This is a genomic window from Brevibacillus ginsengisoli, assembly GCF_050113715.1.
GTDB classification, from domain to species: Bacteria; Bacillota; Bacilli; order Brevibacillales; family Brevibacillaceae; genus Brevibacillus_H; species Brevibacillus_H ginsengisoli.
In genome coordinates this window covers 491122-508745 of the sequence record NZ_JBNJQR010000001.1, presented here as the reverse complement: position 1 = coordinate 508745, position 17624 = coordinate 491122, and the positions used below count along the sequence as shown (strand labels likewise).

The following is a 17624-nucleotide window of genomic DNA, read 5'->3' as shown; positions in this document are numbered from 1 at the left end:
AAATTTTAGGAAGAAAGGGTCGAACGATGAGACAATCTTTTTTATACGGAACCGTCATCTTAATCGCAGCTGGTGCTGTAACCAAGATCTTGGGGTTTGCCCATCGGATCGTACTTTCACGAATTATCGGTGCGGAGGGCATGGGACTTTATCAAATGGTTGTCCCTATTCTGTATTTTCTTATTACCCTGACGACATTTGGGTTGCCGGTCGCCATAGCTAAACAGGTTGCCGAAACAGAAGCTAGTCAAGACAGCCGACAGACTAAGCGCTTTTTGGTTTTATCCTTGGGAATCGTGACTCTCTTTAGTCTATTTGTCAGCCTCATCTTGTTCGCAGGCGCCCATCAGCTTGTCGACTGGATGTTTGCTGACGATCGCGCCTATCTTGTGCTCATGGCCGCAATCCCTGTCATCCCGCTCGCTAGTATCTCCGCTGTGCTACGCGGCTACTTCCAAGGTAAACACAATATGATTCCAACGGCGGCTTCCCAGTTCATTGAGCAAGTATTAAGAATCGGACTGGTCATGGTGATGACGGTCAGCTTTCTTGACAAAGGTGTGGAATATGCCACAGCCGGAGCAGCAGCCAGTATCGTCATCGGCGAATTAGGTGGACTTCTTTATATTGTCTGGCAATATCGGCGCTCAACGCAGAGGGTCGCGTCACAATACATCAAACTTCCTTTGTTCGCATCCCTCAAACAAAATCGAGAAAATTTACGTATTTTGTTGAATGTCTCGTTCCCAGTTACTCTGAGCCGATTAGTAGGCTCCATCGCTTATGTATTAGAACCAATGATTGTCCCAATTTCTCTGGTAATTGCTGGATTTCAAATCACTGAGGCCACCTCCTTGTACGGACAATTCGCCGGGATGGCCGTCCCATTGCTGTTATTTCCGACATTTTTAACCTATTCCCTATCGGTTTCGCTTGTTCCTGCCGTGGCGGAAGCGGCTTTCCAAAAAAATAGCCGTTTGGTTCATCGACGAATTTATCAAGCGATGCGAATTACCTTGGTCATTGGCGCTCCTTGCACCGTGCTGCTTTATATTTTTGCCAAGCCCCTGTGCGGCTTGATGTACAATAGCCCTGAGGTAGGGAGCCTTCTTAGAGAGCTGGCCCCCTTCTCCATCTTCCTGTTCTTCCAGGCTCCTCTGGCTTCCGCACTGCAGGGTTTAGATCGAGCCAATGTCGTTTTCCGCAATACATTAATCGGAGCCATCGTCAAAACCTCAACCATGTTTCTTTTGACGTCACAATCCGCGTTCGGAATTCATGGTGCAATAATCGCTTTAAACCTAGGGATCACTCTGGTAACCCTGCTTCATTTTGCCAGCTTGATGAAAGGAATCGGATTTTCAATCGAAGTCATGGATTTCGTCAAGATCGGATTCTCCATGCTTGTCATGGGTTATGCAGCCTCTTACATGGCACAACACTGGTTGGACCATCTCAGTATTGGCCGGATGGTTCTGATTAGTTCTCTATCGAGCAGCCTGCTGTACACTGTCCTTTTGATTGCCCTGCGTGTCCTCGGCCGACAGGATGTTCAGCGAATCCCATGGATCGGGGAACAGCTTGCCCTTTTCTTCCCACGCCGTTAATTAGCGTCTGGAAGGATCTTTTTTGTCGATAAACATTATTCCTCTGCTGTCAATGCTGCAAAAGCTTACTTCCTTGGCGCTTTTGACTCCGTATTTGCGGATTTCTTTTTTCAGCCAGAATTTATTTTGACCAATCCGTTGCAGGGCTTCCTCACGAATTTCGCCGTCGATAATCAAAGGAACGCTCAAGCCTGTAGTCAGCTTCTGTTCTTTGGGGAACACGCTCAGTTCTCCGTTCGTTTCCAGAATGGCGAACTCTACATCGGCTAGACTTTTGACATCTTTTTGTCTTAACTTAAGTAACAAATCGTCCATACTCAGTCGGTTTCGCCTCATGGCTTCATCCCGGATTTCACCGTTCTCCATAATCATTTCTGGCTGGCCGTCGATCCAATCCCGGATTTTTTTGCTTTTCAAGGACAAGAACGCCATGACGATTTCCAAGCCTGCAATGAGCATCATGGGCAAATAAAAGAGAATCGCCGGCCGGTTCACGTCTACTATCACAAGAACCGCCATCTCGGCAAGCATAATCGAGATGACCACATCAAAGACCGACATCTTGCCCAGCTCTCGCTTCCCCATCAACCGGTGCAAAATGAGAATAAAAAAATATGTGAAAAGGGTACGCATCAAAATGGTTGAAAGTTCCACTTTAGACCGAGCCTCCCTATGAAGAGAATCAGTTACTATTCTCCACACACCAAGATGACTCTATGCGTCCCAAATTTCACATATCTGCTTCAAGCTATCCTATAGCCACTTCCGCTTTTTGAAAATATACAGCATCAAGACCGTCAAAAGCACCATGGATCCCATCGCGATGACAAACATAACCGGCTCCGCCTTCTCACCCATCCAGGCGAACGTATTCATCCCAAACAATCCTGTGATAAAGGTAAGCGGGAGAATAATCGTGGAGATGATCGTCAGGACGCGCATGATCTCTGTTGTTTTACCACTGATGATGGTGTAGTACGTATCGAGTGCACCATTCACCAGATCTCGGAATGTCTCAGCAGAATCGAAAATCCGTTCCAAGTGATCCGTTAGATCGGCGTAAAAGGGGACATTATCCTCGGAGATATCAAATGAAAAGCGTCCATTCACATTGGCGAAGATACGTTTTTGCGGCATGATTACACGTCTGATCAAGATAATCGTTCGCTTCAATGCCAGGAACTCTTCAGTAATTTCTTCCATCTGATGCTCGTAAATCTCATCTTCCAGTTCATCAATACGCACGCTAATACGGTCCATAATCGGGAAGTATTCGTCGGTAATTCCGTCGACAATCGCATATAAGAGGTAGTCTGGGCCACGATTCATGAATGACTTACTACGATGACACTGAGCGGCAATCCTACCTATCGTATTCATTGGTGATTTATGAATGGTTACGATATAATTAGGCCCCAAAAACACATTCAGCTCAACTGTTGTAATCTCGTTGTCACTTTCTTCGTTATAACGCAGGGCATGAAATACAAAGAAAAAATAATCCTCGTAATTGTCCACTTTGGCTCGAGGGCTTACATGCAAACAATCTTCTATGGCCAGCGGGTGAAAATCAAAAATTCGAGCGATATATTGGAGCTCGTGATTTCCCACGTCATACAGATCGATCCACAATAAATCCTCCGGTGACCTCAGCCAGTCGTCCTTCGTATCTAGATCGACATCGTGGTACATCTTCTGTTCTGAATGATTATAAAAATAAGTTTTAATCATATCGCTCACCACCTCTGTTGTTTCCTCATCCATCATACGAAAATTCGCCTAGATGTTCAACTTAGAGATGAATATTGCGTCCAAGCTGTTCATATAAATGGTACAAACTTTGTCACAGGGGGAGGTCTATTGGCATGCGAACAACATCATCCTCGATTATCACGGGACTTCTGTTTACATTTGGGCTCGTGCTGATTGGGGCATTGGTAACGGCATTACTGCTTTCCTTCACCAATTTGCGAGAAAATTCTCTATCCTACTTTACGATCGTGATTAATTGTATTGGTCTGTTGGTCGGAGGCTGGGTGACTGGGCGACGTTGCGGATCCAAGGGCTGGTATTACGGCGGATTGACTGGGCTCTCCTACTTCTTACTCGTCCTCTTAATCGGGTTCCTCGGATTTGACACTCCGCTAAAAATGGCCACACTCTTCTATTTAGTCGCCGCTTTCGTGATTAGCGCGATGGGTGGAGTGGTTGGGGTGAATATGTCACGCAGGTAGAAAAGACTTCATCCATTTAAGTTCTCTGTGGATGTTCGCAGAGTAGTTATGAAGTCCGCTCCCTCAATCCGCAAGGGAAATCGCCAAACGCTTCGCGCCCCTACGGGGTTGGGTGGCGATTTTGGTCCCTTGCTCCTCTCGTCCACTGGGTATCACTTCCAAGGAGACTTAAATTGGATGAAGTCTTTTCTGGCGTTGGTTTACTGGAATGAAGAAAAACGAATGACCTCACTTCATTACGGTCATTCGTTTTTCCTTTTGAACGCAAAAAAGCAGACCGACATCGGTCTGCTTTTTGCTCTTAGTATGTATCGCTTACGCTTCTTCTTTTGGAGCAGAAGCCACTGGAGCTTCGGTTTTGGAAGCTGCTGGCGCAGTTGTTTCGGCACTTACAGCCGTTACGCTGTTCACAGCGCCACGATCAAACGTAATGTTGGTGTTATGAGCCACACGCAACGTTACTTGGTCATCGGTCAAATCGGTAACAGTACCGTGCATTCCGCCGATTGTCACTACTTTGTCGCCCTTTTTCAGAGCACTAAGCATCAAGTTACGTGTTTTGGTACGTTTTTGTTGTGGGCGAATCAATAAGAAGTAAAAAATCGCCACCATAATAATCAATGGTAAAAAGCTTTGTAAATTTGCCATGGTAGAATACCTCCTTGTATTTAGAAAGATCTATCTTCACCCAAACCATACTGGGCAAAAAACTGGTCTCTGAAATCTCCCAAACGATCCTCAGCTATCGCTTGACGAACCTGTTCCATCAACTTAATCAAGAAATGAAGATTGTGGTAAGTGGTCAAACGAATTCCAAATGTCTCTTCCGCCTTGATCAAATGGCGGATGTAGGCACGCGTGTAATTGCGGCAGGTATAGCAATCACAATTGGGATCGAGCGGTGTAAAGTCCTTCGCGAATTTGGCGTTGCGAATCACCAAGCGACCTTGGCTCGTCATACATGTCCCATTGCGGGCAATTCGCGTCGGAAGCACGCAGTCAAACATGTCAATTCCACGTAACGCTCCCTCAATCAAAGCATCAGGAGAGCCTACTCCCATCAGATAGCGCGGCTTGTTCGCCGGTAACAGTGGCACCGTATAATCCAGTACTTCATACATCAGCGGGAACGGTTCACCTACACTTAACCCACCCACTGCATAGCCTGGAAAATCCAACGATACCAGATCACGCGCGCTCTGTTCTCGCAAGTCACGGTACATCCCGCCTTGCACGATTCCAAATAACGCTTGCGTATCCGGTTTTTGGTGGGCCTTCAAGCAACGCTGTGCCCAACGTGTCGTACGTTCCATTGATTGCTTCACATAATCGTACTCAGCCGGATAAGGAGCACACTCATCGAACGCCATCATGATATCGGCACCGAGTGAGTTTTGAATTTGCATGGCTTCCTCTGGTCCAATGAACAGCTTCTCCCCGTTCAAGTGCGAGCGGAAAGAAACCCCTTCCTCGGTGATCTTGCGTAGGTTACTCAAGCTGAACACCTGAAAACCTCCGCTATCCGTAAGAATGGCACCTGGCCAGTTCATGAACGAATGTAGTCCGCCGGCTTCTTCCACGATTTTATGTCCGGGACGCAAAAACAGATGGTAGGTATTGCTGAGAATAATCCCCGCTCCCATCTCCCTTACTTCTTCCGGGCTCATCGTTTTTACTGTCGCTTGTGTTCCAACTGGCATGAACACAGGTGTATCTATGGTTCCGTGTGGTGTATGTAGCTTACCAAGTCTGGCCCCTGTTTGCTTACATGTCTTAATTAACTCATAACGTACTGCCAAATGATTGCACTCCTTGGTTTCAACTTCTTATGTACATGTCCTTCTTATTATAGTGGCAATAGTGAAGAATCACAAGGCGAGATGGCCTATATATGCACATTCGTTTATATTCTGATGGGTAAGGCTTGGATTGTCCTACTCTATGATGAGCATCGCGTCTCCAAAGCTAAAGAAACGATACGCTTGATCAACCGCTTCCCGATAGGCATTCAAGACATACTCTTGGCCTGCAAGCGCGCTCACGAGCATCACCAACGTAGACTTTGGCAGATGGAAGTTGGTTAATAGTCCATCGATAATACTAAAGGTATAGCCAGGGTAAATAAAGATTTGGGTCCAACCGGATTGGGCGATCAGCTTGCCTTGATTGTCGCTTCCTACGGTCTCCAGCACCCGACAAGAAGTGGTTCCGACTGCAATGACCCTTCTTCCCTCGGCTTTCGCCTGATTAATTGCTGTTGCGGTTTCCTCTGAAAGCTCGTAATACTCGGAATGCATCACGTGACCCTCAATTGTATCGGAGCTAACTGGTCTAAATGTGCCCAGTCCCACATGCAATGTCACATAGCGAAGCTCCACACCCTTCTTCTCCAGCCGCTCCAAATAATCACGGGTAAAATGCAACCCAGCCGTAGGTGCTGCCGCGGAACCTCGTTCTTTGGCGTAGACGGTCTGGTATCGTTCCTTATCCTCCAGTTGAGCGTGAATGTAAGGCGGAAGCGGCATTGAGCCCAACTGATCCAATACTTCATAGAAGATTCCGCTATATTCAAATCGGACAATTCGCCCGCCTACCTCAGTCGTATCTTCGCAGACACAGCGAAGCAAGCCATCTCCGAATTGGATAACCGTTCCCGACTTTACGCGTTTCCCTGGCTTCACAAGTGTTTCCCAGCGATCATCTCCTAGGGACTTGAGCAAGAGCACCTCAATTTTGGCGCCGGTATCTTCTTTTACGCCGATCAGCCGAGCTGGTAGCACTCGGCTGTCGTTTAAAACAAGCACATCTCCCGCCTTCAAATGGTCGATTAGATTGGTAAACTGTTGATGTTCAATCTCTCCCGTCTGTTTATGAAGGACGAGCAGTCTAGAAGCAGTCCTTTCCTCTAAAGGATGTTGCGCAATTAACTCTTCGGGTAGTTCAAAATCAAACTGATTAACGTCCACTTGTAATAACTCCTCTTTTTTATGGTTCGATTGTTACGTCCTGATAGTAGTGTTGCAGGATTTGCTGATAGTCATACCCTTGTTCAGCCAAGGCTTTGGCACCAAATTGCGAGACTCCTAGCCCATGCCCAAAACCATTGCCATGAATGACGAACATAGCCTGTTTGGAAGCGATTCGCGGTGCCTGAATCCCATTTGTTATAACGTATTGATCACTATTGCCATTGGCAGGGCTTGTCCCGTCGGCACCCATTGCTTGAATATCGTAGGCGGGAAAGTTGGCTGTCTGATTGTTGGCTCCCAACACCATTACTTGTCCCATTTGCTCAATATCGAATTTGGTGCTTCGCAAACTGTTGCCCCCTTGACTGAATACGGATCGGAATCCATCGGGGTTCGAAACCGCAATCGCCATCCCATCCGCTTCCATTGCCATCACTCGACCAGATGGACCCCTTTTCGTTACTTCGAGCGACTGTATGGGTTGGTTATATTGCGCCCCTTTGTTGCGGGCCTGACTTGTATTGATCATCGCCGTCAGTTCTTGCGCGGTGTAGGGTCCACGCGTCCATTGGTAGGCGTTCTCCTCAGGTTCCGATTGGAGGATGGTGAGCTCGGTTCCAATCGGCAAAGCGGTAATCGCCTTATGATACGTGCTGGATGGCCCGATCCGGAAGTTTACCTTATCAATTTTGGTAACGCCTTGTTGCAGTCCTACCGGATTTCGTTCAGATCGAAGCGTAACAAAGTCACTGCGCACATACCCGATGGTTCCGTCAGCCAAAGCGACATGATACCACGGAATTGCTTTTTCCATCGGGTCAATGTCAGGAGTATCAACTACCGCCAAGTACGGAACCTTCGTGCCCCATACTTCCGTCCCATCCGCTGTCATGCCCCCGGCGTTGGAATAAAACAACGATTCAGCCACTTTTCCTTTATAATGAATCACTTCACCTGCTGTTTCATCTACAGCCTTGCGAATGTCGGCCGCTTCCTTGCTGTAGCCGTAATAAGCCTGTTCATACACAGTGTCAGACAGGTTAGCGACGCCGTATTTATTTCCTTGTCCTACAGCACGCGTCCGCGCTAATACGGCTTGCGCCTTGAGCGCTTCCAATGGCCAACCTGTTGACATCTCTGAACCGACAACACCGTACAGATATTGCTCCATAGGCAATTCGTTCACCACTGTCAGGTTGTTTTTATAATCGGATAATTCAATCTGTCCACGGTATTTGCGATGTTCACGCTCTTCTACGGTGATGAGAGGAGTACCCTTGCCCTTCGATTTCACCGTCAGTTTCACTTGCGAAGAAAACACGTACTGAGGGACTGTCTCCGCTTCATTGCCTCCCGCGACCACTTCATCATTGATTACAATATAACTGGATGCATCCGCTTTTTGGTAACGGCCTGCTTTTACATCTTCCGCCGCGGCAGTGATGGAGTTTAGTTTGGATGACGAAATCTCGTCTCCCAGCCAGACCGCATAGGCTGCTTTATCTCCATCCAAAAGCATGACGGTATGAGCAGGTACTCCGGATGCTTCATACGTGCTCTCCGATTTCTTCGCATCTGCTAAACTTTTATATCGACCGGCTTCCACCCGATATGGACCTTGAATCTGAGGCTGTTTTCCAACCTTCTGAGCAATTGATTTGCTTTGGGATAGGGCGGTGTCATATGTATTGTACGAACCGCTCATGACTTGATAGATTGGCCTTCCGTTACGGGAATTGACTGTAATCGATGCATCCAGCTTTTGCTTGCTCAACTGTTGGGCGGTTCGCTGCGCTTCATTCAAATCAGCCGTTTCCACGGCGACCACTGTGAATTCATCTACACGAAAACGGGCCTGATCGGAGTTGATCCCTACGGAAACGTCTGATTGCTTGTCCGAAGCTCTCACGTCAAGTCCGGAGTCACTCGCAAGCGTAATGGAGGGGACCACACCCCGATAGCCTTGCCCTGTATCTACAAAAAGTGCGACCCGAATATTTTTCTCAGCTGCATCGGCAGTTGGATAATACCCTGTTAGTGATAATGAGAGAACGCTTGCAATAGCTAGCAGCTGTCTGCCTAACCTGCGTTTTTTCATCTCTTGTCATCTCCTTTATCGAAAGAGCTTGTTCAAAGCTTTTTTATATCAATTTTCGACGCTAAAGAAAGTAAAATTCGACAAATTCCAAATCAATTCCTCCCAGCATTCTCTAGGACTATTTAGCTGAAAATGAGCGTCGATCGGACGAAGTCTTTTCTTGGCAGGCTTGCGCGAATGGAAGGAATTTTAACAAATTCCTATCAACGAAAAAAAGGCAGCCGTTTCGCTGCCTTTTCCCGTTATTTAAACAACCGAAACAAGTAACTTCCCAGCGACAACAAGATGCTAATAACAATACAGGTCACAATCGGGAAGTAAACCTTGACATTCTCCTTCTCCACCACGATGTCTCCCGGAAGCTTACCCAATGGCAAAAATCTGCCGCCTACTTGCCACAGCACACCAATGATGATCAATAGGGCTCCAAGCCCAATCAAGAGCTTTGGAAAAGAACTCATTCCGGCATCACCCTTCCAAAATGCTGGTAGGCACTTGGCGTTGCAATTCGCCCGCGTGGTGTCCGTTGTAAAAACCCGATTTGCAAAAGATAAGGTTCACAAACGTCTTCAATCGTCTGAGATTCCTCGCCGATTGTTGCCGCAATAGTATCCAATCCAACAGGTCCACCCGCAAACTTGTCAATAATCGAGAGAAGAAGTTTATGATCGACGTGATCCAGCCCGCAGGAATCCACTTGCAAGCGATCCAACGCTTCACGGGCAAGCTCCGTTGTAATTTTGCCTTCCCCTTGGACCTGCGCAAAATCACGGACGCGCTTTAGCAGTCGATTGGCGACACGTGGTGTCCCACGCGAGCGTTTGGCCACTTCTACCGCTCCACCTTCGGCAATCCCGGTTTGCAGAATATCTGACGCGCGACTAACGATGAAACTCAATTCATCGATTGTATAAAATTCCAGACGATTCACGACACCAAAGCGATCCCGTAGCGGTGACGACAAAAGGCCAGCGCGTGTCGTTGCCCCAATCAGGGTAAACGGCGGCAAATCAAGCCGGACGCTTCTTGCGCTTGGCCCTTTGCCGATCATAATATCCAGGGCGAAATCTTCCATTGCCGAATAAAGCACTTCTTCGGCGCTTCGATGCAAGCGATGGATTTCATCAATGAACAGCACATCGTTTTCTTGCAAATTGGTCAGAATCGCGGCTAAATCTCCAGGACGCTCGATAGCGGGTCCCGATGTGGTGCGGATGTTGACGCCGAGTTCATTCGCGATGATTTGGGACAATGTTGTTTTCCCCAAACCAGGTGGTCCGTATAAAAGAACATGATCCAATGCCTCGTTCCGCATCTTGGCAGCTTCAATAAAGATTTTGAGATTCTCTTTCACTTGGGACTGCCCGATATATTCAGCTAGATAGCGAGGGCGCAGGCTTAATTCACTCATATCATCTTGCAACGTCATATGAGTTGTGATGATGCGTTCTTCCACTGCTTTCTACCCCCTCATCAACTGAGCCAGACCTGCCTTAATCAACTGTTCAACAGAATTGCCTGCCTGCGCTTTTTCTCGTAGAACTGACTTAATGGATTGGATTTCGTTGTCGGAGTACCCCAGAGCCTCAAGCGCTTCCATCGCTTGCTGAAAAGCACCCACTGACGCAATTTCCGAAGAAGTGGAGGCGACTTCAACCGTGAGCATGGATGGGGTAAATCCTTTCAGCTTGTCTTTTAAGTCAAGAATAATCCGCTGTGCGGTCTTCTTCCCAATCCCAGGGAACTTGGTCAAATAATTCACGTTTTCCTGCTGAATAGCGAGCACAATCTGTTCGGGACTAGCTGCAGCTAGAATGGCCAGAGCACCTTTAGGGCCAATTCCCGTCACTTCGAGCAGACGACGAAACATATCCCGTTCATCTCGGTCGCCAAACCCGTATAATTGGATCGCGTCTTCCCGGACATGATGATGGGTAAACAAGCGGCGTTTCGACCCCTCTTGATTCACGAACTGATACGGATTCGGACAAAACAGTCGATAGCCAATACCTCCTGCCTCCACAACCACGTATTCCGTATCGATGTAACAAACCGTTCCTTCCACGAAGTCAATCATAAACGTGCCCCTTCCATCATCTGATGATACGTCCTGAAGTTCGCATGTGTAATCGCGATCCCCAACGCATCCGCTACATCGTCCGGTTTAGGAACCTCTGGCAGCTTCAGCAAGATTCTTACCATCTCTTGAATTTGTTTTTTCTCTGCGCCTCCGTATCCTGTTACCGCTTGTTTCACTTGCATCGGTGTGTACTCGTATGTAGGAATCCCTGCTTGCTCAGCTGCCAAAAGGATCACTCCTCTCGCTTGACCGACACTGAACGCAGTGGTTACATTTTTATTGAAAAACAGCTTCTCCACCGAAACCTCGTCCGGTTTGTAAGTGGCAAGCAATTCTTGCATCGCTTCATAAATTTGTTTCAATCGTAGGGGAACAGATAATCCGGCCTCTGTCTGAATCGAACCGTATTGAGCAGGCTTCAGCTGACTGCCCTGTTTATCCACAAAACCAAACCCAACGATCGCAATACCTGGGTCAATCCCTAAAATCCGCATGTTTCACTCTCCGCCTATCTACTCTTTCATCTAACTCTACCACAACCATAGAAAAAAGCGAACGTGTATTTGTACTTTTAATAGAAAAGGCCGTCTATACGACAGCCTTGTTATCCATTAAGATGTGGGTTTGGGTTTATCGAACTGATGTGTTTTCTTCCAGGTCTTGCCGCCATCGACAGATGTGTAAAGTATGGACGGCTCCGTATTGTCGGTCGTAATCCACCAGCCGTAACTAGGATCTGCAAAGGCGATGAATGCAGGCCCAAAGCCTGTCAGCGCAACATTGCCATTGGTCAAGGTTTTGCCTCCATCCTTGGTCCAGCCAATCGTGTTCGGCTTGTCGCAAGCATTGCACCTGCCGCCGATAAATGCGACTGTTGGATTCACAACATAGAGCGGTCCAGGACTGTTGCCAGCAATCGAAGGACCACCTGTGTAATCGGCAGGGAATCCGGGTGCAGGACCTCCACCCGCAGTCGATTTCACAATGACCGTCAGCCAGCTACGCCCGCCGTCCAAGGTATGGAACAAGGAGTAAGACGTTTGGGTCATACCCGTATCTCCGATAAGTTCAACCCAGGCATCGTTCACACCCGATGATCTGATCAGTGTTCCGTTAATTGGAGCAGCTGTTTTTCGCGTCATGACGATTTTCCAGGTCTTGCCGCCATCAACAGTCCGCTCAAAGCGAACTGTGTTGTTTCCTCGTGTGACGACCCAACCGTTATCTTTATCATGAAAATAAGCGTCTCCTGCTGCATTTTTGGGTACAGCAAGCATACTCCAGGTCTTGCCGCCGTCTGTCGTTCTGGCATTGCCGCTAAACGCTTCACGGCTTGAAACGAAGTGCAGAAAGCCCTTGTTGGGGACTTTTCCTGTCAAACTCCAATGCTGTCCGCCATCTGCTGAGCTGAGCAACCCGAGAGATCCAGATTGGCTTGACGCCTCGTTTAGCGTCGCCCACGCCTCTTTTGCGTTTAACGCGAACAGTTGATGGATGGTTCCCGAGCCTTTGTATTGCGCGCTCCAATTCACTCCCCCATCATCCGTTCTGGCAATCCAGCCTTCCCCTCCAACCCAGCCGATTTTGTGATCAGCCAAGCGAACAGCGGTTACAGTACCCATTGGCGTATGGTCCGGAGTTGTTGGGGTCGTTGCAACAGGTTGCTGATGATTTTTGGTGGCATCAGTCGGTGGGTTAGGAGAAGGAGCTTTCGATCCATTTTGGCAGCTAGTCAAGGCGATCAACAGAAAGGCAAACACGATGATAATCTTACTTTTATACAATTCATTCACGCTTGTTCACTCCAGTTTGCTTTGTGAATACCCGCAACAATTCGACGTTCAAACCAACGATCTCGTTACACGCTTTTGTCAGGTTCTAGCAGAAAACCCGACCTGCTTTAGTCAGGTCGGGTCAAACGGTGCCTAGTGCCTGTTCATTCCCAGAGCGTCTGAATAGTCATGCTGCATGTGGGCATAGTCGTCCACATTGTGCTGCATGTCTTCCTTTAGGATATTGATCCTGCGGTAATCCAGTTTGTTGTGCCCTTGGTTCAGTTGAACGTACAAGCGCTGATGGTATTGGTCCTTATAGCTTCCTCGAGGCATCGAAGACATGCTGTAAGTCTCCTCCTTTTGTTGCACCGTGTACCTTCAGTATGGCTGTAACGTCCTTCAAATATGTGATTAAGGACTCGTCCCGCTTTTCTCGTGATTTTGAAACTCGCTATAAGTGGAAAGAATACTATTGTACTCAGCCAAGTCATGGACGCGGATGCCTTTTTTCAATAAATCCAGTTCATTCTTGGGCAGACCCGCTTCCAGACGCGCTGTGTTGATTTGGTAGAAGGTTTGGATGACCTTTTGTTCACCGGGAAGCCCGTTAAACAGCGTCAACACGTTACCCTGAGACAATCCAAAATGCCCGTTCGACTTACACAAAGGCGAGAGGTCATTCTCCGCTTTTTTTAAAACAACGGAATCGGCCCCCACTGACGCGATCTCCCAACCAATGTATTTGGATAGCAGTTGTTCAATGGTTTGAGGTTCCACACGGACTCGCTCTTCATCTTTGGGTCCGCACAGGTAGGTCCTTTTTAGCACTAATTCAAGCGGTTTGCCCATGACCGCCACCGCTTTTTCTTCCGCTTGTTTTAGCAGTTTCTCCTGATTGGGCAACCCTTTGATCGCGTCCGTGAGAAAGGTCGTACCTTTTCCAAGCAAACCAACGGCCAAGAGAGCCAGCGTCAGGAAGATTAGCTTGTAACTTCGCATCCGGGAAAACTCCTTCAATCGCTTTTATTCACAGTTTGCCCAGTAAAATCAACAAATATACTCCATTTCTTCCATCAAATAGTGAAAATTACGACAGCTCACCAAAAAAATATCGATTTTTGATAAAAAAAAGTTTATAAACAGGTGAAAATTGTGTCTTATTACCAGTTCCTATGGTATTATTTGAATGGTTAAGAAAACTTTAACTTCCCATTAATATTTTCTTAACCATTTATTATTTTTTAAATTTATAAGGGGGTTTATTTTCTTGGACAAGAAAAAGGTACTAAGTGGTGTAGTTGCAGCTTCTTTGGCTTTCAGCGTGTTGTCGGTTCCTGTTTTTGCCGCAAAAGACCCGGTTGTGAACCTGCGCATTCTTGAAACAACGGACATTCACACCAACATCGTAAACTATGACTATTATAAAGATGCGTCAACCGACGAATTTGGTTTGGCGAAAACTGCATCTCTCATCAAAAAAGCTCGTCAAGAAGCGGTAAACAGCATGCTGTTTGATAATGGGGACTTGATCCAAGGTAATCCGCTCGGAGATTATGTTGCTCGCGTGCAGCCGTTGAAAGCTGGCCAAGTTCATCCCGTGTATAAAGCAATGAATCAGCTTAGCTATGACGCAGGAAATGTCGGTAACCACGAATTCAACTATGGCTTGGACTTCTTAAAAACATCGCTAAGTGGCGCAAAATTCCCGTATGTAAATGCAAACGTTTACTTCGATGATCATGACAAAAATCCAAACAACGACAAAAACTATTTCAAACCATACATCATCTTGGACAAAGTCTTCAAAGATGACACCGGTAAACTACAAAAAATCAAGGTCGGCGTAATCGGTTTCGTGCCACCGCAAATTACCGCTTGGGACAAAGCAAATCTCGAGGGAAAAGTTATCACCAAAGACATCGTTGCAACCGCAAACAAATACGTCCCTGAGATGAAAAAGGCTGGCGCTGACGTAATCATCGCCCTTGCTCACTCCGGCTTCGAAAAAGCGGCTCCAAAAGGCTTTGACGAGAACGCTACCTACTACTTGAGCAATGTAAAGGGAATCGACGCGATTCTTTTCGGACATGCCCATAAAGTATTCCCTAGCAAAGACTTCGAAAACATTCCAGGTGTAGACGTAAACAAAGGGACAATCAATGGTGTCGCTTCTGTTATGCCTGGTTTCTGGGGAGATCACTTGGGTCAAGTCGATCTTCAGTTGCAAAAAGTAAAAGGCAAATGGACTGTGGTTAGCTCCCAAGCAACAACTTTGGCAATCTATGATAAAGCCAATAAGAAAGCGTTGGTTGACGCTGATCCAGCCATCGTAAACGCTGTAAAAGCTGAACACGAAGGTACTCTTGCTTATGTTCGCGGTCCAGTTGGTACAACAACCGCTCCGATCAACAGCTACTTCGCATTGGTAAACGACGATCCATCTATTCAAATCGTAACCAACGCTCAAAAATGGTATATCGAAAAGAAATTGCAAGGCACTGAGTATGATGGTCTTCCAGTTCTTTCTGTAGGCGCTCCATTCAAAGCAGGCGGACGTAACGGTGCAAGCTACTATACAGACATAGCTCCTGGTACCATTGCGATCAAAAACGTATCTGATCTATATGTATATCCAAACACAGTAAAAGCTGTATTGGTAACTGGCGACACCGTAAAAGAATGGTTGGAAATGTCTGCTGGACAATTCAACCAAATTGATCCTAACAAATCAGAAGATCAAGCGCTAATTAATCTTGACTTCCCAACTTACAACTACGATGTAATCGATGGCGTAACTTATCAAATCGACGTAACTCAGCCTGCGAAGTACGATGCGAAAGGTACCGTGGTGAATCCAAATTCCAGCCGTATCAAAAACCTTCAATTCAACGGTAAAGAGATTGCCAAGGATCAAAAATTCATCGTGGTCACCAACAACTACCGCGCTAGCGGCGGCGGTAACTTCCCAGGTTTGAAAGGCGATAACATCGTGATTGATTCTCCAGATGAAAACCGTCAAGCGATTATCGACTACATCTTGGCCCAAAAAACAATCAACCCAACTGCTGATAGCAACTGGTCATTTGCTCCTGCAGCGACAAAAGGAAAAGTTACATTTGAATCTTCTCCTAACGCTCAAAAATATTTGGATAAACTTCCACAAATCAAGTTTGTTTCCACTTTGGACACTGGTTTTGCCAAATACACCATCGACCTTTCCGCAAAAAAATAATCAAGTGAACGCCAAAAGAGCCGAAGACCTTGTGTCTTTGGCTCTTTTCTTTCTGCATTAATTTAGCTGGCTCCGAATTCGAACATATCTTTTTTCCAGTAATGAATGGTACGATTTGCCTGCTGCAGGAATTCTTTGCGGGCAGAAACAAACCTTCGTTTGAGCAACAGGAGCTGGGTCACTCCCCGTACGCGATAACCCGGACGCTTGGCATAAATCCCGGTTACTTCTCGTATCACGTTATCCGGAAAATGCAACATGGTGATCAGCATTTTAATTTGACTGTCTGATAAATGCTTGATCCGCGTATACTCTTGGATGGCATCGATAAACGAATTCATCTGGTACCCTTGCATGAGCATCATACGGCTCATGAATTGCGCCAAGTCAACCAGCTGCATATCTGAATGGACCGTATCCAAATCAATGAGATAGCAATTGCCTTTCTCCGTAATGAGGAAATTGTGACTGGCCACATCTCGGTGAGCCATAGTACCGCGTGAATAGGCCTGGTACAACTCTTCATTAAAGGGAAGCTCTCTCATCTGTTCAAGGCAGTCCAAGGAGTCTCGAATAATCTCCTTGGATAATTGGGAGATCAACTGTTCAAACCGATTGCCTGGACCTCTGTTGTTGATCTTGCTTGAGATCTGTGTAAAGTGATTGTACCTGCTCTCCCATTTATCAAAAATCGGCGGAATTCCCCGATCATCCTCCAGTGTAAACGGAATCCCTTGAGCCGCTTGATGGAATTGGGCCAGGGATCTTGCCGCCTTTTTTACGTCAAAGAGAGATGCGTAATTCGCCTCCTCACCTTCGATTGCCTTCATAACCGTGTAGTAGCGTTGTCCTATAGGAATGACTTGCATCCCATCCCGAGTCGTCACATAATGTACGGTGCGAAAAAAGCCCTGTTCGTGTAAAATACTTGCCAACTGTGTCACCCAATACGCCATTTCTTTGTCTTTATAGCCCTTAACGATCCAGACCCCACGATTTGATCGGACTTGATAAACGTTCCGCTTCGGCTTCACTCCGTATATTTGGCAGCTGTACGCTAGTTCAAGAGTCTTTATTAAAGCTTCGCTCATAGGCGATCACTTAATCCGCTGATGATGAATCGTGACCGTGATCCCAGTTCGGACTCACGTCGTGCTCTGGTATGAACGGTAGGGAGTGATGCAAGTGAAACATTGGATTCTGAATCATGGGCTGAGCGTACAGATTAGAACCGCTGTTTAAATAAAAATCGTGATGTTGAGGTTGATGAATCATCGGTGAAGGCATATAAGCATGTGGATAGTGTGGAAAAGGTGTTTGTTCGAAATAGACGTTTGCACCCTCTTGTTCAGTCCTTCCCCCTATATCAAAGCCAAATCGGCTTGTGTCAAATGAAGATCCATCTGTTTGGTATCGTTCAACGTCTTGATTGGACGATGAAGAATACCCTGGATATTGGTAGGTATGCGGAGGGTAGGATGGTGATTGTTTGTGTAACGATTGGTCCCAATGTGACGACTGGAATGGCTGAGAGGACTGATCCGATTGATCCGACTGTGACGATTGGATTGGCTGATGGGAGGGATACGATTGATCCATTTGTGACGACTGGTACGGTTGATAGGACTG

General features: G+C 46.8%; 17 protein-coding genes. 3 read left to right on the top strand and 14 right to left on the bottom strand.

Annotated features, from left to right (window positions below):
* Positions 1 to 26 precede the first annotated feature (26 nt).
* Positions 27 to 1607 carry a stage V sporulation protein B gene (spoVB, locus tag ACQCN2_RS02555; protein WP_426927315.1) on the top strand — a complete coding sequence of 527 codons (1581 nt, stop codon included), beginning with the start codon at positions 27 to 29 and terminating at the stop codon, positions 1605 to 1607.
* Here the strand turns inward: spoVB and ACQCN2_RS02550 are convergent, their stop codons facing one another.
* Entirely contained in the window at positions 1608 to 2240 is a 633-nt protein-coding gene (locus ACQCN2_RS02550; RefSeq protein WP_426927511.1) for a DUF421 domain-containing protein, read from the bottom strand.
* Between the two features lie 120 nt (positions 2241 to 2360).
* The gene (corA, locus tag ACQCN2_RS02545) at positions 2361 to 3338 is read right to left on the bottom strand and encodes a magnesium/cobalt transporter CorA (protein ID WP_426927314.1); all 978 of its coding nucleotides are present in this window, start codon (positions 3336 to 3338) and stop codon (positions 2361 to 2363) included.
* A 134-nt stretch (positions 3339 to 3472) separates the two neighbouring features.
* Here corA and ACQCN2_RS02540 point away from each other — a divergent pair, with 134 nt between their 5' ends.
* Positions 3473 to 3841 carry a TIGR04086 family membrane protein gene (locus ACQCN2_RS02540; protein ID WP_426927313.1) on the top strand — a complete coding sequence of 123 codons (369 nt, stop codon included), beginning with the start codon at positions 3473 to 3475 and terminating at the stop codon, positions 3839 to 3841.
* Between the two features lie 315 nt (positions 3842 to 4156).
* On the opposite strand, the gene yajC is transcribed toward ACQCN2_RS02540, so the two are convergent.
* The 11 genes from yajC to ACQCN2_RS02485 form a co-directional block, all read right to left on the bottom strand.
* Positions 4157 to 4489, bottom strand: a complete 333-nt coding sequence (gene yajC, locus ACQCN2_RS02535; protein WP_426927312.1) for a preprotein translocase subunit YajC — start codon at positions 4487 to 4489, stop codon at positions 4157 to 4159.
* 20 nt (positions 4490 to 4509) lie between these two features.
* Positions 4510 to 5640 carry a tRNA guanosine(34) transglycosylase Tgt gene (tgt, locus tag ACQCN2_RS02530; protein ID WP_426927311.1) on the bottom strand — a complete coding sequence of 377 codons (1131 nt, stop codon included), beginning with the start codon at positions 5638 to 5640 and terminating at the stop codon, positions 4510 to 4512.
* A gap of 135 nt (positions 5641 to 5775) precedes the next feature.
* Positions 5776 to 6807 carry a tRNA preQ1(34) S-adenosylmethionine ribosyltransferase-isomerase QueA gene (queA, locus tag ACQCN2_RS02525; protein ID WP_426927310.1) on the bottom strand — a complete coding sequence of 344 codons (1032 nt, stop codon included), beginning with the start codon at positions 6805 to 6807 and terminating at the stop codon, positions 5776 to 5778.
* A gap of 19 nt (positions 6808 to 6826) precedes the next feature.
* Entirely contained in the window at positions 6827 to 8908 is a 2082-nt protein-coding gene (locus ACQCN2_RS02520) for a SpoIID/LytB domain-containing protein (protein WP_426927309.1), read from the bottom strand.
* Positions 8909 to 9150: 242 nt separating this feature from the next.
* The gene (locus tag ACQCN2_RS02515) at positions 9151 to 9369 is read right to left on the bottom strand and encodes a DUF2905 domain-containing protein (protein WP_426927308.1); all 219 of its coding nucleotides are present in this window, start codon (positions 9367 to 9369) and stop codon (positions 9151 to 9153) included.
* Positions 9366 to 10364 carry a Holliday junction branch migration DNA helicase RuvB gene (gene ruvB, locus ACQCN2_RS02510; protein ID WP_426927307.1) on the bottom strand — a complete coding sequence of 333 codons (999 nt, stop codon included), beginning with the start codon at positions 10362 to 10364 and terminating at the stop codon, positions 9366 to 9368. Before ruvB ends, ACQCN2_RS02515 begins: the two co-directional genes overlap by 4 nt.
* 6 nt (positions 10365 to 10370) lie before the next feature.
* Positions 10371 to 10985 carry a Holliday junction branch migration protein RuvA gene (gene ruvA / locus ACQCN2_RS02505; RefSeq protein ID WP_426927306.1) on the bottom strand — a complete coding sequence of 205 codons (615 nt, stop codon included), beginning with the start codon at positions 10983 to 10985 and terminating at the stop codon, positions 10371 to 10373.
* Positions 10982 to 11482: a crossover junction endodeoxyribonuclease RuvC gene (gene ruvC, locus ACQCN2_RS02500; protein ID WP_426927305.1), complete on the bottom strand. Its 501-nt coding sequence runs from the start codon at positions 11480 to 11482 to the stop codon at positions 10982 to 10984. The genes ruvA and ruvC overlap by 4 nt, the downstream gene beginning before the upstream one ends.
* Positions 11483 to 11599: 117 nt before the next feature.
* Complete coding sequence (locus ACQCN2_RS02495; RefSeq protein ID WP_426927304.1) at positions 11600 to 12781, bottom strand: beta propeller repeat protein; 1182 nt, start codon at positions 12779 to 12781, stop codon at positions 11600 to 11602.
* A gap of 132 nt (positions 12782 to 12913) precedes the next feature.
* The gene (locus ACQCN2_RS02490; protein ID WP_426927303.1) at positions 12914 to 13105 is read right to left on the bottom strand and encodes a hypothetical protein; all 192 of its coding nucleotides are present in this window, start codon (positions 13103 to 13105) and stop codon (positions 12914 to 12916) included.
* 69 nt (positions 13106 to 13174) lie between these two features.
* Positions 13175 to 13762, bottom strand: a complete 588-nt coding sequence (locus ACQCN2_RS02485) for a BofC C-terminal domain-containing protein (protein ID WP_426927302.1) — start codon at positions 13760 to 13762, stop codon at positions 13175 to 13177.
* A 268-nt stretch (positions 13763 to 14030) separates the two neighbouring features.
* Here ACQCN2_RS02485 and ACQCN2_RS02480 point away from each other — a divergent pair, with 268 nt between their 5' ends.
* Positions 14031 to 15995 carry a bifunctional 2',3'-cyclic-nucleotide 2'-phosphodiesterase/3'-nucleotidase gene (locus ACQCN2_RS02480; RefSeq protein WP_426927301.1) on the top strand — a complete coding sequence of 655 codons (1965 nt, stop codon included), beginning with the start codon at positions 14031 to 14033 and terminating at the stop codon, positions 15993 to 15995.
* A gap of 62 nt (positions 15996 to 16057) precedes the next feature.
* Here the strand turns inward: ACQCN2_RS02480 and ACQCN2_RS02475 are convergent, their stop codons facing one another.
* Positions 16058 to 17086, bottom strand: a complete 1029-nt coding sequence (locus tag ACQCN2_RS02475; protein ID WP_426927300.1) for a phosphotransferase — start codon at positions 17084 to 17086, stop codon at positions 16058 to 16060.
* Positions 17087 to 17624: the final 538 nt, after the last annotated feature.

Excerpts from the sequence above, each read along its gene's own strand:
- ACQCN2_RS02520 (WP_426927309.1), bottom strand. The coding sequence starts at position 8,908 with ATGAAAAAACGCAGGTTAGGCAGACAGCTGCTAGCTATTGCAAGCGTT.
- ACQCN2_RS02540 (WP_426927313.1), top strand. The coding sequence starts at position 3,473 with ATGCGAACAACATCATCCTCGATTATCACGGGACTTCTGTTTACATTT.
- ACQCN2_RS02490 (WP_426927303.1), bottom strand. The coding sequence starts at position 13,105 with ATGTCTTCGATGCCTCGAGGAAGCTATAAGGACCAATACCATCAGCGC.
- corA (WP_426927314.1), bottom strand. The coding sequence starts at position 3,338 with ATGATTAAAACTTATTTTTATAATCATTCAGAACAGAAGATGTACCAC.
- ACQCN2_RS02515 (WP_426927308.1), bottom strand. The coding sequence starts at position 9,369 with ATGAGTTCTTTTCCAAAGCTCTTGATTGGGCTTGGAGCCCTATTGATC.
- ruvA (WP_426927306.1), bottom strand. The coding sequence starts at position 10,985 with ATGATTGACTTCGTGGAAGGAACGGTTTGTTACATCGATACGGAATAC.
- ACQCN2_RS02550 (WP_426927511.1), bottom strand. The coding sequence starts at position 2,240 with ATGCGTACCCTTTTCACATATTTTTTTATTCTCATTTTGCACCGGTTG.
- yajC (WP_426927312.1), bottom strand. The coding sequence starts at position 4,489 with ATGGCAAATTTACAAAGCTTTTTACCATTGATTATTATGGTGGCGATT.
- spoVB (WP_426927315.1), top strand. The coding sequence starts at position 27 with ATGAGACAATCTTTTTTATACGGAACCGTCATCTTAATCGCAGCTGGT.
- ruvC (WP_426927305.1), bottom strand. The coding sequence starts at position 11,482 with ATGCGGATTTTAGGGATTGACCCAGGTATTGCGATCGTTGGGTTTGGT.
- ACQCN2_RS02475 (WP_426927300.1), bottom strand. The coding sequence starts at position 17,086 with ATGAGCGAAGCTTTAATAAAGACTCTTGAACTAGCGTACAGCTGCCAA.
- ACQCN2_RS02485 (WP_426927302.1), bottom strand. The coding sequence starts at position 13,762 with ATGCGAAGTTACAAGCTAATCTTCCTGACGCTGGCTCTCTTGGCCGTT.